This is a genomic window from Streptomyces sp. NPDC102258 (assembly GCF_055584685.1).
On the sequence record NZ_JBVJLO010000029.1, the window covers coordinates 1 to 13,560 of the forward strand.

At 73.0% G+C, this 13,560-nt stretch carries 10 protein-coding genes; 7 read left to right on the plus strand and 3 right to left on the minus strand.

The features are described from left to right. Positions 1-606 precede the first annotated feature (606 nt). The 4 genes from ACZ6ZT_RS32320 to ACZ6ZT_RS32335 all read left to right on the plus strand — a co-directional run bounded on the left by ACZ6ZT_RS32320 (position 607) and on the right by ACZ6ZT_RS32335 (position 7,064). Positions 607-3,540 (plus strand): LuxR C-terminal-related transcriptional regulator, encoded by a 2,934-nt coding sequence (locus ACZ6ZT_RS32320; RefSeq protein WP_469723831.1) that lies wholly within the window; start codon positions 607-609, stop codon positions 3,538-3,540. After that, complete coding sequence (locus ACZ6ZT_RS32325) at positions 3,521-4,441, plus strand: metallophosphoesterase family protein (RefSeq protein WP_469723832.1); 921 nt, start codon at positions 3,521-3,523, stop codon at positions 4,439-4,441. The genes ACZ6ZT_RS32320 and ACZ6ZT_RS32325 overlap by 20 nt, the downstream gene beginning before the upstream one ends. Beyond that, on the plus strand, positions 4,438-5,226 hold the full coding sequence (locus ACZ6ZT_RS32330; protein WP_469723833.1) for a 4'-phosphopantetheinyl transferase family protein: 789 nt from the start codon (positions 4,438-4,440) through the stop codon (positions 5,224-5,226). The genes ACZ6ZT_RS32325 and ACZ6ZT_RS32330 overlap by 4 nt, the downstream gene beginning before the upstream one ends. A gap of 176 nt (positions 5,227-5,402) precedes the next feature. After that, positions 5,403-7,064: a flavin monoamine oxidase family protein gene (locus ACZ6ZT_RS32335; protein ID WP_469723834.1), complete on the plus strand. Its 1,662-nt coding sequence runs from the start codon at positions 5,403-5,405 to the stop codon at positions 7,062-7,064. Between the two features lie 94 nt (positions 7,065-7,158). On the opposite strand, the gene ACZ6ZT_RS32340 is transcribed toward ACZ6ZT_RS32335, so the two are convergent. The 3 genes from ACZ6ZT_RS32340 to ACZ6ZT_RS32350 form a co-directional block, all read right to left on the minus strand. After that, on the minus strand, positions 7,159-8,568 hold the full coding sequence (locus ACZ6ZT_RS32340) for a class I adenylate-forming enzyme family protein (protein ID WP_469723835.1): 1,410 nt from the start codon (positions 8,566-8,568) through the stop codon (positions 7,159-7,161). Between the two features lie 125 nt (positions 8,569-8,693). Further along, positions 8,694-9,338, minus strand: coding sequence for a thioesterase II family protein (locus tag ACZ6ZT_RS32345; RefSeq protein WP_469723837.1), 645 nt, complete (start codon positions 9,336-9,338; stop codon positions 8,694-8,696). A gap of 81 nt (positions 9,339-9,419) precedes the next feature. Next, complete coding sequence (locus tag ACZ6ZT_RS32350) at positions 9,420-10,067, minus strand: sugar phosphate nucleotidyltransferase (RefSeq protein ID WP_469723838.1); 648 nt, start codon at positions 10,065-10,067, stop codon at positions 9,420-9,422. Positions 10,068-10,380: 313 nt separating this feature from the next. Here ACZ6ZT_RS32350 and ACZ6ZT_RS32355 point away from each other — a divergent pair, with 313 nt between their 5' ends. From ACZ6ZT_RS32355 to ACZ6ZT_RS32365, 3 genes are all read left to right on the plus strand, one after another. Further along, positions 10,381-11,403, plus strand: a complete 1,023-nt coding sequence (locus ACZ6ZT_RS32355; protein ID WP_469723839.1) for an ABC transporter ATP-binding protein — start codon at positions 10,381-10,383, stop codon at positions 11,401-11,403. After that, the gene (locus ACZ6ZT_RS32360; RefSeq protein WP_469723840.1) at positions 11,400-12,272 is read left to right on the plus strand and encodes an ABC transporter permease; all 873 of its coding nucleotides are present in this window, start codon (positions 11,400-11,402) and stop codon (positions 12,270-12,272) included. Before ACZ6ZT_RS32355 ends, ACZ6ZT_RS32360 begins: the two co-directional genes overlap by 4 nt. A gap of 152 nt (positions 12,273-12,424) precedes the next feature. Next, positions 12,425-13,477 (plus strand): ACP S-malonyltransferase, encoded by a 1,053-nt coding sequence (locus ACZ6ZT_RS32365; protein WP_469723841.1) that lies wholly within the window; start codon positions 12,425-12,427, stop codon positions 13,475-13,477. Positions 13,478-13,560: the final 83 nt, after the last annotated feature.

Below are 13,560 nucleotides of genomic sequence, written 5' to 3' on the forward strand. Positions count from 1 at the left end.
TCAGCTTGCCCTTGGCGTGCTGCGCCTCGGTCGCCCGGTCGCTCGGCCCGCGCCGCGCCCGCTCCCGCAGGGCGTGCAGCTCGGCCACTTTCCCGGTGAGGTTCGTCGTCATGTGCCCTCTCGGCCCCGTCCCCGCGTGGCGGGCGGCTCATCGCTTCCGACGGACCGCCAAAGGCCCGCACCCAGCCATTAAACGAGCCACCTTCACCGCTCCTCCACCACCCCCGACCCCTAATCTCCGCGCGCACACCCCTAGCGCAAAAGGCCGGTAGCCGCCCATATGAGATTCCCATGAGGTTTCGGGGAGGTTACCGAACCCTTCCGCGAGAAGAACACGCCGATCGCGTGAACCAACAGGGCCCGGACTGCGTGTCATTCAGAATGGAGGCCCGGTCGGCGGCCGGTCAGGGGCCGGTCGAAAGTTGCTAGAGTTCGATCGGGACCTGCCGAACGGGAAGAACCGGCCTGCCGTTTGACCAACGGTGAGCGCAGAATTCCATGCGCTCCTCGGGCACCGCCTTCCTGGCGGGTACTCCACGCAATAGCCATGCCATGCACAGGACCGAGTCGTGTCGCTCCGAATCCCAGGGGGAGGCTCCCACAGCCATGTTGGTCGAGCGGGATGAACAGATCGCCAAGCTGACCGCGTGGGTGACCGGCGTGGCCCGGGCCCGCGCTGCCGCTCCCGGAACCAGCCAGGGAGCCGCGCGCCGCACCGCCCCCGACGATCCCGCCAAGGCGGGCCGGACAGCCGTGGTCAGCGGTCCCGTCGCGGCCGGCAAGACCGCGCTGCTCCACCGGGTGCTGGAGCGGACCGCCGACTGCGGCGTGCGCCTGCTCAGCGCCGTGACCTCCGCCTCCGAACAGCACATCCCCTTCGGGGTGGTGGAGGAGCTGCTGCGGGACACCGCGGACTCCGCGGGGCCCCTCCCGCTCCACGGGCCGTCCGGCACCGGGGAACTCGTCCCCGCGCAGACCCTCATGGCCTTCCACGCCCGGCTCGCCGGCCTCGCGGCGCGCGGGCCCGTACTCATCGCCATCGACGACGTGCAGTACGCCGACCCCCAGTCCCTGCACTGCCTCCTCTACGCCCTCGGCCGCTCCCGCTCGACGGCGGGCGGCCTCGCGCTGGTCGTGACGCGCGGCCCCGACGCGGGCGCACCGGCCTCGCGCGTCCTGGACGAACTGCTGCGCCAGGCCGAGGGACCGCACCTGCGCCTGGGCCCGCTCAGCGCGCGGGGCGTGGAGGAGCTGCTCGTCCACCGGACCGGGGAGAGCGCCCGGCCGGCCGGCGCCGGGCCCGGCCCGTCGCGCACCGCCCGGATGGCCGCCACCCTGCACACGGCCACCGGGGGCAACCCCCTGCTGGTCCACAGCCTGCTGGACGACCGGATTCCGCGGGTGCGGGCCGGAGAGGCGGCCGACGGATCGTTCCCCGCGGGTGAACAGTTCGTACAGAACGCGCTGATCTGCGTCCACCGCACGGGAGCCGCGGGTCTGCGGGTCGCCCAGGGCATCGCCCTGTTGGGCTGCGCCGCTCCGCGTCCGCTGCTGGCCCGCCTCGTAGGGACCGAGGAGCGGACGGTGGAGCAGGTGGTGGAGGCCCTCGCGGACGCGGGCATCCTGCAGGGCGACCGCTTCCGGCACGGCGCGGTCCGCACCGCGGTGCTGGAGAGCCTCGCCGACGACGCCGTGGCCGAGCTGCGCCGGCGCGCCGCGCGGCTGTCGTACGAAGCCGGGGCGGCACCGATGGTCGTCGCCGCCCATCTGCTGGGCCAGGGGCCGGGTCTGCCCGACGAGGAATGGGTGCCGGGCGTGCTGGCGGCCGCCGCGCACACGGCGCTGGCCTCCCAGCGGGTGGAGTTCGCCGTGCGCTGCCTGCGGCTGGCGGAGGAGTGCTCGCGCGACGAAAGAGAGCGCTTTCAACTGAGAGCGAGCATGGCCAAATTCATCTGGCGGGTGAAGCCGTCCACCTGGGCGCAGGAGCTCCAGCCGCTCAACGCGGCGCTGCGCGAGGGGACGCTGCCGGTCGGCGACTCGCTGCGGCTGGTCGGCGATCTGCTGTGGAACGGCTGGATCGACGACGCGGCGAGCGCGATACGGCACGCCCTCGACGGCATGCCGCAGCCGCCCGACCCGGCGGTGAGCGCCCAACTGGCCGACGTACGCCTGTTGCTGGCTTCGACCTACCCCACGCTGCTGACCGGGCTGGACGGCGCGCTGGGGCCGCTCCCGGCCGGTCCGGCGGTGTCGGCGCACTCCCCCGAGGACGGGGCGATGGCGGGGATCCGGGTGCTGCACGGCGCCCTGAGCGCGGGTAACACCGCGGCTGCGGGCCCCCGGGAGCGGATGGCGGCGGACGAGGAGTTCGCCGGGCGCGCCGAACGGATCCTGGCCGGCACCCGGCTCACGGACGAGAGCCACGTCACGATCCGGGCCTGCCTGCTGACCCTGTTGTATACGGAGCGGCTGGCCGAGGCGACCCTGTGGACGGACCGGCTGCTGGACGAGGCCGCCGGGCACGACGCGCCCGGCTGGACCGCCGTCATGCAGGCGATGCGCGCCCACATGGCGCTGCGCCGGGGCGAGCCCGCGCTGGCGCGGCAGCTGGCGGAGGAGGCGCTGGCCCAGCTCACCCCGCACGGCTGGGGCGTGGGCATCGGCATACCGCTGTCGGCCCTCATCGAGGCGCGCACCGCCATGGGCGACCACGAGGCGGCGGCGGCCCTGGTGGACCACCCGGTGCCCGAGCAGATGCTGCTGACGCGCTACGGACTGCACTACCTCTACGCGCGTGGAGGCCACCGGCTCGCCACCGGACGTCTGCACGCGGCGCTGACCGATTTCATGACCTGCGGGCGGCTGATGCGCGAGTGGAACATGGACCGCGAGGGGCTGGTGCCCTGGCGGGTCGGGGTCGCGGAGGCCTCCCTGGCCCTCGGCCACCGCGACCAGGCGGAGCGCTTCGCCCGGGAGCAGCTCGCCCGGGGGGCCGGGTCCCGCGTGCGCGGCCTGGCCCTGCGCGTCCTGGCGGCCGCCCGGCCGCTGAACGACCGGCCCGCGCTGCTGGACCGGGCGGTGGCCCTGCTCCAGGAGGAGGGCGACGCGCACGAGCTGGCCCGGACGCTGACCGACCTGGGAAGGGCGTACGAGCGGCTGGGCGACGCGGCCCAGGGCAGGAACTGCACCCGGCGGGCCTGGCGGATCGCCGAGGTCCGCGGCGCCCGGGACGGCGCGCACCACGTCCAGGCCGAGCCGACCGCGCCCCAGCGGGTCGTGCTCCCGCGGCCCGTCACCGCACCGCTGCCGACCCCCGCCCGGCCGGCGCGGCCGAGCGCGGCCGCCGTCCTGACGGACGCCGAGCGGCGGGTGGCGGCGCTGGCCGCGCACGGTTACACCAACCGGGAGATAGGGGCGAAACTCTTCATCACCGTCAGCACCGTCGAACAGCATTTGACGCGTGTCTACCGCAAGATCAACATCACGCGCCGGCAAGACCTGCCCGCCAGTTGGGAATCCGATGTCGCACACACCGCCTGACCCCTCCGCCCGGACCGGTGGCGCGGGCGGCCCCGCCGCCGCCCCCGCGCCACCCGCGCCCCGGTTGCTCGCGGTGAGCGACCTGCACATCGGGATGGCCGACAACCGGCCCATCACCGAGTCCCTGCGGCCCGCCCACCCCGACGACTGGCTGATCGTCGCCGGTGACGTCGGCGAGCTCACCGAGGACATCGAGTGGGCGCTGCGCCTGCTGGCGGAACGTTTCGCCAAGGTGGTGTGGGCCCCGGGCAACCACGAGCTGTGGACCCCGCGCGAGGACACGGTCCAGGCCCGCGGCGAGAAGCGCTACGCGCACCTGGTGGACCTGTGCCGTTCGCTGGGCGTGGTCACCCCCGAGGACCCGTGGTCGGTGTGGCGGGGGCCCGGCGGCCCGGTCGCCGTCGCCCCGCTGTTCCTGCTGTACGACTACACCTTCCGGGTCGCGGGGACGCGGACCAAGGAGGAGTCCCTGGCGCGGGCGCACGAGGCCGGGGTGGTCTGCACCGACGAGTACCTGCTGCACCCCGACCCGCACCCGAGCCGGGACGCCTGGTGCCGGGAGCGGGTGGCGCTGACCCTGCGCCGGCTGGAGGAGCACGACCCGGCGGTGCCGCTGGTCCTCGTCAACCACTTCCCGCTGGTCCGCGAGCCCACGGACGTGCTGTGGCACCCCGAGTTCGCGCAGTGGTGCGGCACCGTGCTCACCGCCGACTGGCACCGCAGGTTCCGTACGGCCGCCGTGGTCTACGGGCACCTGCACATCCCCCGGACCACCTGGTACGACGGGGTGCGCTTCGAGGAGGTGTCGATCGGCTACCCGCGCGAGTGGCGGCGCCGGGGCCACCCCAGGGGTCTGCTGCGGCAGATCCTCCCCTACACCGGTGGAGAGGACACACCGTGATCGAGACCCTGCTGCCCGAAGGGGTGGCCGCGGGCGAGGCCTTCGAGCCGGACGGCTCGGCCGTGCTGTACCCCGAGGAGGCGGCGCTCGTCGCCACCTCGACGGACCGCCGCCGCGAGGAGTTCACCACCGTACGGGGCTGCGCCCGCCGCGCGCTGGGCGCGCTCGGGCTCCCCGCGGCGCCGGTGCTGCCGGGCAAGCGGAACGTGCCGCAGTGGCCGGCCGGGGTGGTGGGCAGCATGACCCACTGCGCCGGTTACGCGGCCGCCGTCCTGGCCCGGGACACCGATCTGACGGCGGTCGGCATCGACGCCGAGCCGGACCGGCCGCTGCCCGGGGGCGTCCTGGAGTCGATCGCCCTGCCCCGGGAGCTGGCCTGGGCCCGTACGCCGGTGACGGGGGCGGGCCGGCTGTGCCGGGACCGGCTGCTGTTCAGCGCCAAGGAGGCCGTGTACAAGACCTGGTACCCCCTGATGGGCACCGAGCTGGACTTCGAGGACGCCGACATCGCCTTCCGTACCGACGCCGACGGGCCGGGGTCCGGGCTTGGGCACGGGCCGCAGCACGTCCCGGACGGCGGTCTGCGGCAGGGCACGTTCCGGGCGCGGATCCTGCGCCCGGGGACCGCCCCCGACGGCCGGCCGGTGACGGCGTTCACCGGCCGTTGGCTCGCCCGGCGCGGTCTCGTCGTCACCGTGATCACCGTCCCGGCCCGGCGGGCCGCGGCCGGCGGGGGCACCACCCCGTACGGCGCCGCGGGCAGCGCGGAGCACCCGGGTCGGTAGGGGTTGTCCGCCGCCGGGGCCGCTGCGTAGCGTGCGAGGACCGGACCGAGCGTGCACGGCGTACGGCGCGTGACCCTCCCGCCGTCCGGGCCCGCCGCGCTGCCGCGTCCCCGGCCGCGCCGGCTCGCTCCGGTTCCCCTGGAAGCGATGTCGCACCGGCCCGAGAGGTACTCCAGATGACATCAGCAAGCCCGGCTCCCACCACCATGCTCGTGCCGGACTTCCCGTTCTCCTACGACGGCTGGCTGCGCCATCCGGCGGGCCTGGGCTCCCTGCCGCCCGACCGCGCCGGTACGCCGGTGGCCGTGGTCGGCGGCGGGATGGCGGGGCTGACCGCCGCCTACGAGCTGATGCGGCTCGGCCTGCGCCCGGTCGTCTACGAGGCCGACCAGCTGGGCGGCCGGATGCGCTCGGTGGCCTTTCCGGGACGGCCGGACTGTGTCGCGGAGATGGGCGCGATGCGCTTCCCGCTGTCGGCTCGCTCGCTGTTCCACTACATCGAGCTGCTGGGGCTGCGCACCAGCCCGTTCCCCAACCCGCTGGCCCCGCACACCCCGAGCACCCTCATCGACCTGGGCGGCGTACGCCACACCGTCCGCGGCGCCGGGGAACTGCCCGACGTCTACCAGGAGGTGGCCGCCGCCTGGGAGAAGGCCCTCCAGGAGCGGGCCGAACTGGCCACCATGCGCGACGCCGTCCGGCGGCGCGACGTCGAGACGCTCAAGCACGTATGGGACCGGCTGGTACGGGAGTTCGACGACCAGTCCTTCCACGGGTTCCTCGCCACCAGTTCGGCGTTCCGCTCCTTCCGGCACCGGGAGATCTTCGGGCAGGTGGGTTTCGGCACGGGCGGCTGGGACACCGACTTCCCGAACTCGCTGCTGGAGATCCTGCGCGTGGTCTACACCGAGGCCGACGACCACCAGATGGCCATCGCCGGCGGCTCCCAGCGGATACCGCGCGGGCTGTGGGAGCACCGGCCGGCGCAGTGCGCCCACTGGCCGGCGGGCACCTCCCTGGCCTCCCTGCACGGCGGGGTGGCGCGGCCCGGGGTGCGCGCCGTCACCCGCGCGGGGGCGGAGTTCACCGTCACCGACACCGAGGGGCGCGCCGAGCGGTTCCCGGCCGTGGTGTACACCCCGCACGTCTGGACGCTGCTGAACCGGGTGGAAGCCGATCCGGCGCTGCTGAGCGCGCCGCTGTGGACGGCGGTGGAGCGGACCCACTACATGGGCTCGTCGAAGCTGTTCGTCCTGACCGACCGGCCGTTCTGGACGGACGTGGACCCGCGGACGGGCCTGCCGGTGATGAGCATGACGCTCACCGACCGGATGCCGCGCGGGGTCTACCTCTTCGACGACGGCCCGGACCGGCCGGGCGTGATGTGCCTGTCGTACACGTGGAACGACGACTCCCTGAAGATGGCCACGCTGAGCCCGCGGGAGCGGCTGGACGCGCTGCTGGGGAAACTGGCGGCGATCTATCCCGGGGTCGACGTCCGCTCGCACGTGATCGGCGATCCGCTCACCATCACCTGGGAGACGGAACCGCACTTCATGGGCGCCTTCAAGGCGAACCTGCCGGGCCAGTACCGCTACCAGCGGCGGCTGTTCACCCAGTTCATGCAGCGCGGACTGCCCGCCGCGCAGCGCGGGTTCTTCCTGTGCGGTGACGACGTGTCGTGGACGGGCGGGTTCGCGGAGGGCGCCGTCACCACGGCGCTGAACGCGGTGTGGGGGGTCGTGGACCACCTGGGAGGGGCGAGCCACCCGGACAACCCGGGACCGGGTGACCTCTTCGACGCGCTGGCCCCCGTCGAGCTGCCGTACGAGGAGTGAGCCGGGCCCGTCCCGGCCGGGAGCACCGGCCGGGACGCGTACGAAGGCGCCCCCGCGGGATCGCGGGGGCGCCTTCACGCTGCCGTCGGGTCGCTCACGCCTCGGCGGCGAGCACCGCCAGCGCCTTCTTGTCGGGCTTGCCGTTGCGGTTCAGCGGGAACTGCTCCAGCACGACGACCTTGTTGGGCTGTTCGTAGGTCGGCAGCAGGCCGCACAGCCGCTCCCGCCAGTGGCCGGCGTCCCGCAGCTCCTCGTCCTCGACGAAGAACACCAGCTGCGAGCCGCGCAGTTCGTCGGGGAGCGGCACGATCCGGGTGGGGCAGCCCTCGGCGGCCACCTTCCGTTCGATCAGTTCGGGGTAGAGGGTGTAGCCCATGCGGTGGACGGCGAACTTGCGGCCGAGGACGTGCAGGTTGGCGTCGGCGTCGAGGTGGCCGAGGTCTCCGGTGGCCTGCCAGCCGGTGGCGTGGGCCGGGACGACGGTGCCGTCGTCGGACACCTGCCCTTCGAGGGCGTCGGGCGTGTCGACCTCGATCTCGCCCGTCTCCCCCGCCGGCAGTTCGCGGCCGTCCTCGTCGACGATCCGCAGCCGGATGCCCTCCATGGCCCGGCCGCAGGCGACGGGGTTGTCGAGGGTGGCGAAGGAGATGTTGCCGAGTTCGGTGGAGCCGTAGCTGTCGAGCAGCGGCAGGCCGAACTCGGTCCGGTACTGCTCGACCAGCGGTGCGTCGAGCGGGGCCGCGCCGACGCAGAACATGCGGGTGTGGGCGAGGTGGGAGCGCAGCGCGGGCTTGCGGGTGACCAGGCTGAGGATGCTGCGGTAGCTGGAGGGGGTCGCGTCGATGACGGTCACCCCGGCGTCGCGGGCCATGCGCAGGGCGCGGTCGAGCCGGCGGTAGGGGGCGATCACCAGGGAGCAGCGGGTGAGGTAGGCGATGAGCACCATCGACAGCCCGTACTGGTGGGCGAAGGGCAGCAGTGGCATCAGCACGTCGTCGGGGCGGTGTCCGACCTGGTCCGCGTTGCGCTGGAGGTTGCGCAGGAACGAGGCACCGGACTTCACCACTCCCTTCGGGGATCCGGTGGAGCCGGACGTCCACATGATCAGGCCGTCGGGAAGCGCGCCCCAGGCGGTGAAGTCCAGGGCGGGTTCGGTGGGTTCGTGGTCGGTGACGGCGACCATCAGCTCGTAGAGGTGGACGGGGTCGGCGTCCTGGTAGATGGGGGTGTCGTCGTCGACGAAGGTGACCTTCACGCCGGTGCGGACGGCGATGCGGCGGGTCTCCTCCTGGTGTTCCTGCTGGTCGACGAGGACGATCGAGGCGCCGACGTGCATCAGCGCGTACAGCACGCACACGTAGCCCGCCGAGTTGCCGGCCTTGAGCATGACCCGGTCGCCGAGGCCGACGCCCCGTTCACGGATCGCGCCGGCCACCCGGAGGGCGTCCTGTTCGAACTCCTCGATGGTCCGTACCGAGTCGGCTGCACATATCTTCGCGGTCATCGGTCGCACAATGTCCTTCCTCTGGGCCGTGTCCCGGCCGGGCGGCGTGCGGTCCGCCGGGCCGGAACCGGGCCCGTTCATGGGGTGGATCGCCGGATCCGTGAGCGTCACCGGAGATGGGGAGGTCAGTCCGGGTCGGGTTCACCGAGGGAGATCAGCTGGTCGTGCACGATGTTGACGACCTCCCGGCGGTAGGTCTTCAGGTAGCCCTGGGCGCCGGGGAAGACCTCCAGGTCGAACCGGCCCGAGGTGGTGCGCCGCCAGGACCGCACGGCGGACAGGGTGGCGCGCGGGTCGTGGCGGGAGGCCAGGGCGACGACCCGGCAGTCGAGGGGCGGCGGACCGAGGCTGCCGCGGTGTCCCGGGGCGGTCCAGCCGGAGACGAAGAGGGTCAGGGGCGCCGTGTACGTCTCGCGTTCGAGCCGGCAGCCCACCGTGTAGGCCAGTTCGGACCCGAGCCGGTGGCCGAACAGGGCGAACGGGCGGTCGGCCCAGCCCCGTACGGCTTCGTACACCTGGTCGGCCAGCACTGCCGCCGCCTCCCCGTCGAGGTCATCGCCGGTGAGCGTGGAGGGGTACTGGACGATGAGCAACTCCACGGTCGGGAGCAGGAGTTCGGCCATCGCGAGGTAGCAGAGCGGCGAGTTCCGGGAGCTCGGGAAGCAGATCATCCGGTAACTGCTGGGAACCGCGGGCTGCCGGATCTGGATCAGGCTGACCCCGTCGGGGGTGGTCTCCCCGGCGGGGGGCCGGCTGTGCGCATGGGTCATGCTCCCTGAAACTCCGCATCGGGTGGTGCCCTGACGACTCGTGGTCGGGCATACGAACGGCGCCTCCCGTGCGGAGGGCCTTCATGGACGGATCTGCGGTCCGCCGCGGTCGACGGCGGTGGCCGTGCCGTGGCCGACTGCGGTTCCGGTGGCGGTGCCGTCGTCGACGGCGGTTCCGGTGGCCGCGGCGTCGTCGCCGGTGACGACGTCGAGGCCCTGGTCGGCCAGCCGGCGCAGGACCTCGGGGAAGCCGGACCCGCCGTCGGCGAGGGACGGGGCGCAGTCGACGGCCCGGTGGACGGCGTCCGTGAAGAAGTACACGCCGGGCCGGCCCGGAACCGCCTGCGCCGCCGGGCGCCGGGTACGGAACTCCTCCATCTGCTCGCCGATCCCGCCCGGTACGAAGACGTCGCCGGGGTGCGTCAGGAAGTCGTCGTCGCCCAGCCAGTCCCGCGCCCGGCGCAGGGCGTGGGCCTCCCCCAGCGGCCGGCGCCCGGGGAGGTAGGTGACGCTGACGCCGAACCGGGCGCCGTCACCTACGGCCGCCCTGACCTCGTCGGCGCCGTCACCGAGGAGGATGCCCACGTCGAGGATGCCCGCGTCGGCGATCCCTTCGAGGACGTCGAAGAGGACGGGCGTGCCGGATTCGGGGCCCGGCCGCCCCGGCGCGGCGGCGGGCAGGGGGCGCGCACTGGTGCCGGACAGCCCCGACAGGACGAGTGCTTTCACGGGGTCTCCTCGCGGGAAAGGTGAGGCGAACGGAGATGTCCGGCGCGGTCACGCGGTGGCGTCGTGAGCTTATTTCGCGGCGGCAATGCGCGATCACCCCTATTCCCCCCTAACCAATGCCCCCGCGCCCCTAGCCGCGAGTCCGGCGGAGGCGCCGGCCAACACCGCATGCTAGACAGGTCGCGATCAGTTCCGTGTCCTATTCAGTCGGCGCCCCGCGCGCGGCCGGTCACGCGCCATTCTCCCCGCGGACCCCGGCCGCCGTTGTCGCGTCCCGCTTGATTCGCAGGCATAAATGAAACCTGAAAGACCCGTGGAATCCACTGTCGTGGTCGACGGACTCGTCAAGAAGTACCGGGACCGTGACCGGCCGGCGGTGGACGACCTGAGCTTCTCGGTCCGCCGGGGCGAGGTCTTCGGCTTCCTGGGGCCCAACGGAGCCGGCAAGACCACCACCATCGGCATCCTCACCACCCGCGTGGCCCCGACGGCGGGGCGCGCGTTCGTACAGGGCGTGGACGTCGTCGCCCATCCCGCCCAGGCCCGCCGGGCCTTCGCCGTCGTACCGCAGCGCAACAACCTCGACCAGTCGCTCACCCTGCGGCAGAACCTGACCTTCCACGCCGGCTACCACGGCATGGGCCGCTCCGAGCGGCGCCGGCTCGCCGACGAGTGCCTGGAGTGGGTGGGGCTGGGCGACCGCGGCAAGGACCGCGGCGACCAGCTGTCCGGCGGCCAGGCGCAGCGCGTGATGATCGCGCGGGCCCTGATGCACCGGCCCGACGTGCTCTTCCTGGACGAGCCGGCCAACGGACTCGACCCGCAGGCGCGGCTGTTCATCCACGAGCGGGTGGCCGAGCTGAGCGGGCGCGGTGTGACCACCGTGCTCACCACCCACGACATGGACGAGGCCGCCCGGCTGTGCGACCGCGTCGGCATCGTGGACCACGGCCGGCTGCTCGCCCTGGACACCCCGCAGGCGCTCATGGAGAACCTGAGCGGGACGGCCTGCACCCTCACCGTACGGCCCGGGGAGTCCGGCGCCGTCGAGGTCGTCCGCCTGCTGGAGAAGATCGAGGCGGTGACGCGGGTCGAACGCGTCGAGCCGCCCCGCGAGGGCGGCGGGGACACGGCGGCGGACGGGCCGGCGGGCGACGCCGCCGCCGCGGACGCCCCCGTACGGCTCCGCCTCTACAGCGACGCGCCGACCGGCGCGCTGCTCCCGGCCGCCATCACCGCGCTGGCGGCGGCGAACTGCGACATCAAGGACATCAAAGTGGGCACCGCGACACTGGAGGACGTCTTCATCGCGCTGACCGGCCGGGAGCTGCGATGAGCACCGCCACCGCCTCCGTGTCCGGTTCCACGTCCACACCCGACCCGGTCGCCGGTTTCCCGCGCGAGCTGCGGCCCGCGCCCACCGGTCTGCGGTCGATGACCCGTACGTTCTTCTTCATCCTGTGGCGAGACGTCTTCGTCACGGCCCGCGAGCTGCCGACCTTCCTGGCCCAGGTGCTCGTGGAACCGTTCTTCATCCTGTTCGTCTTCGGCAAGGTCCTCGGCGAACTCGGCTTCACCGGCGGCGGCTTCCAGCAGGTGCTGCTGCCGGGCGTGGTGGCGCTCAACGCCTTCCTGGTGAGCCTGCAGAACACGGCGCTCCCGCTGATCATCGACTTCTCGTGGAGCAAGGAGATCGAGGACCGGCTGCTGGCCCCGATCCCGACCTTCCTGGTGGCCGTCGAGAAGCTGGTCTTCGGCATGCTGCGCGGCATCGTCGCCTCGCTGCTGATGATCCCGATGGGCTTCCTGGTCCTCGACCACGCGTCGTGGCCCATGGACAGCTTCCCGGCCACGGTGGGCGTGCTCCTGATGGGCGCGCTGGCCGGCAGCACGGTGGGCCTGACCATCGGCACGCTGGCCCCGCCGCGGCACATCAGCATCGTCTTCGCGGTGACGCTGACCCCGCTGATGTTCACCGGCTGCACCCAGTTCCCGTGGCACGGGCTGGCGGAGGTCCGCTGGTTCCAGGTGCTGTGCACGCTCAACCCGCTGACCTACGTCACCGAGGGCATCCGCTCGCTGCTGCTGCCGCCGGGCGCCCCCGCCTCGATCCCGCTGTGGGTGTGCGTGTCGGCGCTGACCGTGGCGATCCTGATCTTCGGGGCGATCGGCATCAAGGGCTTCCACCGCAGGGCCCAGGACTGACCCCGTTCCCTGACTCCGGCCTCGTGCCCGGACCGGCGCACCGCGCGCCGGCCGGGTGCGAGGCCTTTCTCGCTGCCCCTCCTCTTTACTCCCCTTCCCTTTCCTTCCGTTCCCTTCCCCTTCCTTCTCGTAAGCAAAGGTATTCACGGATCATGACTCGTTCCGCCGCGATTCCCGCCGACATTCCCGCCGAGAACACGGCCGATTCCCCCACCGCCGGGCCCGAGGACTCCCGTAACGGAACCGCGATCGTATTTCCCGGAATGGGGCCCGCCTCTTTCGCCGAGGTCGGGAAGTTCCTGCTGCTCGACCCGTATGCGCGGATACGTCTGGCTGAGGCCGACGAGGCGCTCGGCTATTCGGTGTTCGACCGGTTCCGGGACGCCGAGGAGGATTACTCGGTCGATTTCCAGATCGCTTTCCTGGTGAACTCGATGGCGCTCGCGGACCGGGCCGTGGACACCCTCGGCGCCGTCCCGACCGTCTGCGCCGGGCCGAGCTTCGGCCAGAAGGCCACCGCCGCCTTCGTCGGCTCGCTCTCCTTCCCCGAGGTCGTGCGGCTGACCGCCGAGCTGGCGCGTTGCGAGGAGGAGTACTTCGCGGGCGCCTACGAGGACGTGGTCACCCACTGCTTCGTCCGCACCCCGCAGGAGCGGCTGGACGAGATCCTCGCCGGGTTCGACGACCGGGGCGCCTGGTACGACTCCTCCGGCCGGCTCGACGCGGGCTTCCACATGCTGTCCGTACGGGAGAAGGACCTCGACGCGCTCAACGCCGGCATCAGCGCGGCGGGCGGCTACTCCATGTACTCGATGCGGCCGCCCGTGCACGCGGCGGCCTTCTCGGCACTGCGCGAAAAGGCGCGGGAGGAGGTCTTCGGCGCTTACGAGTTCGCCGATCCCTCGCTGCCCGTGGTGGTCGACCACGACGGCAGCGTCATCCGGGACGCCGCCGGAATGCGCACGATGATGCTGGACACCTTCGACCGGCCGATCCACTGGCCGGCCATGGTGGAGTCGCTCAAGGGGCTGGGCGTGGGCACCCTGTACGTGACCGGCCCCGACAGCCTCTTCCACCGGCTGGACGTCACCAAGGACAACTTCGAGGTGCACGCGGTGGGCCTGCCGAAGAAGCGGGCCCGCGAGCGGGAGCGGGAGCGCGCCCTCGACCGGTCCCGCGCGACGCGGGCCCGGCGCGGCGCCTGAGCCGGGCGAGCCACGGCCGGGCCCGATCCGGCCCGGCCGACGGGGCAGGGCCCCACCCCCCCGGGGGGTGGGGCCCTGCCGTT

Coding starts and splice junctions, on each gene's coding strand:
- ACZ6ZT_RS32320 (WP_469723831.1), top strand. CDS start 607: ATGTTGGTCGAGCGGGATGAACAGATCGCCAAGCTGACCGCGTGGGTG.
- ACZ6ZT_RS32325 (WP_469723832.1), top strand. CDS start 3,521: ATGTCGCACACACCGCCTGACCCCTCCGCCCGGACCGGTGGCGCGGGC.
- ACZ6ZT_RS32335 (WP_469723834.1), top strand. CDS start 5,403: ATGACATCAGCAAGCCCGGCTCCCACCACCATGCTCGTGCCGGACTTC.
- ACZ6ZT_RS32340 (WP_469723835.1), bottom strand. CDS start 8,568: ATGACCGCGAAGATATGTGCAGCCGACTCGGTACGGACCATCGAGGAG.
- ACZ6ZT_RS32345 (WP_469723837.1), bottom strand. CDS start 9,338: ATGACCCATGCGCACAGCCGGCCCCCCGCCGGGGAGACCACCCCCGAC.
- ACZ6ZT_RS32360 (WP_469723840.1), top strand. CDS start 11,400: ATGAGCACCGCCACCGCCTCCGTGTCCGGTTCCACGTCCACACCCGAC.
- ACZ6ZT_RS32365 (WP_469723841.1), top strand. CDS start 12,425: ATGACTCGTTCCGCCGCGATTCCCGCCGACATTCCCGCCGAGAACACG.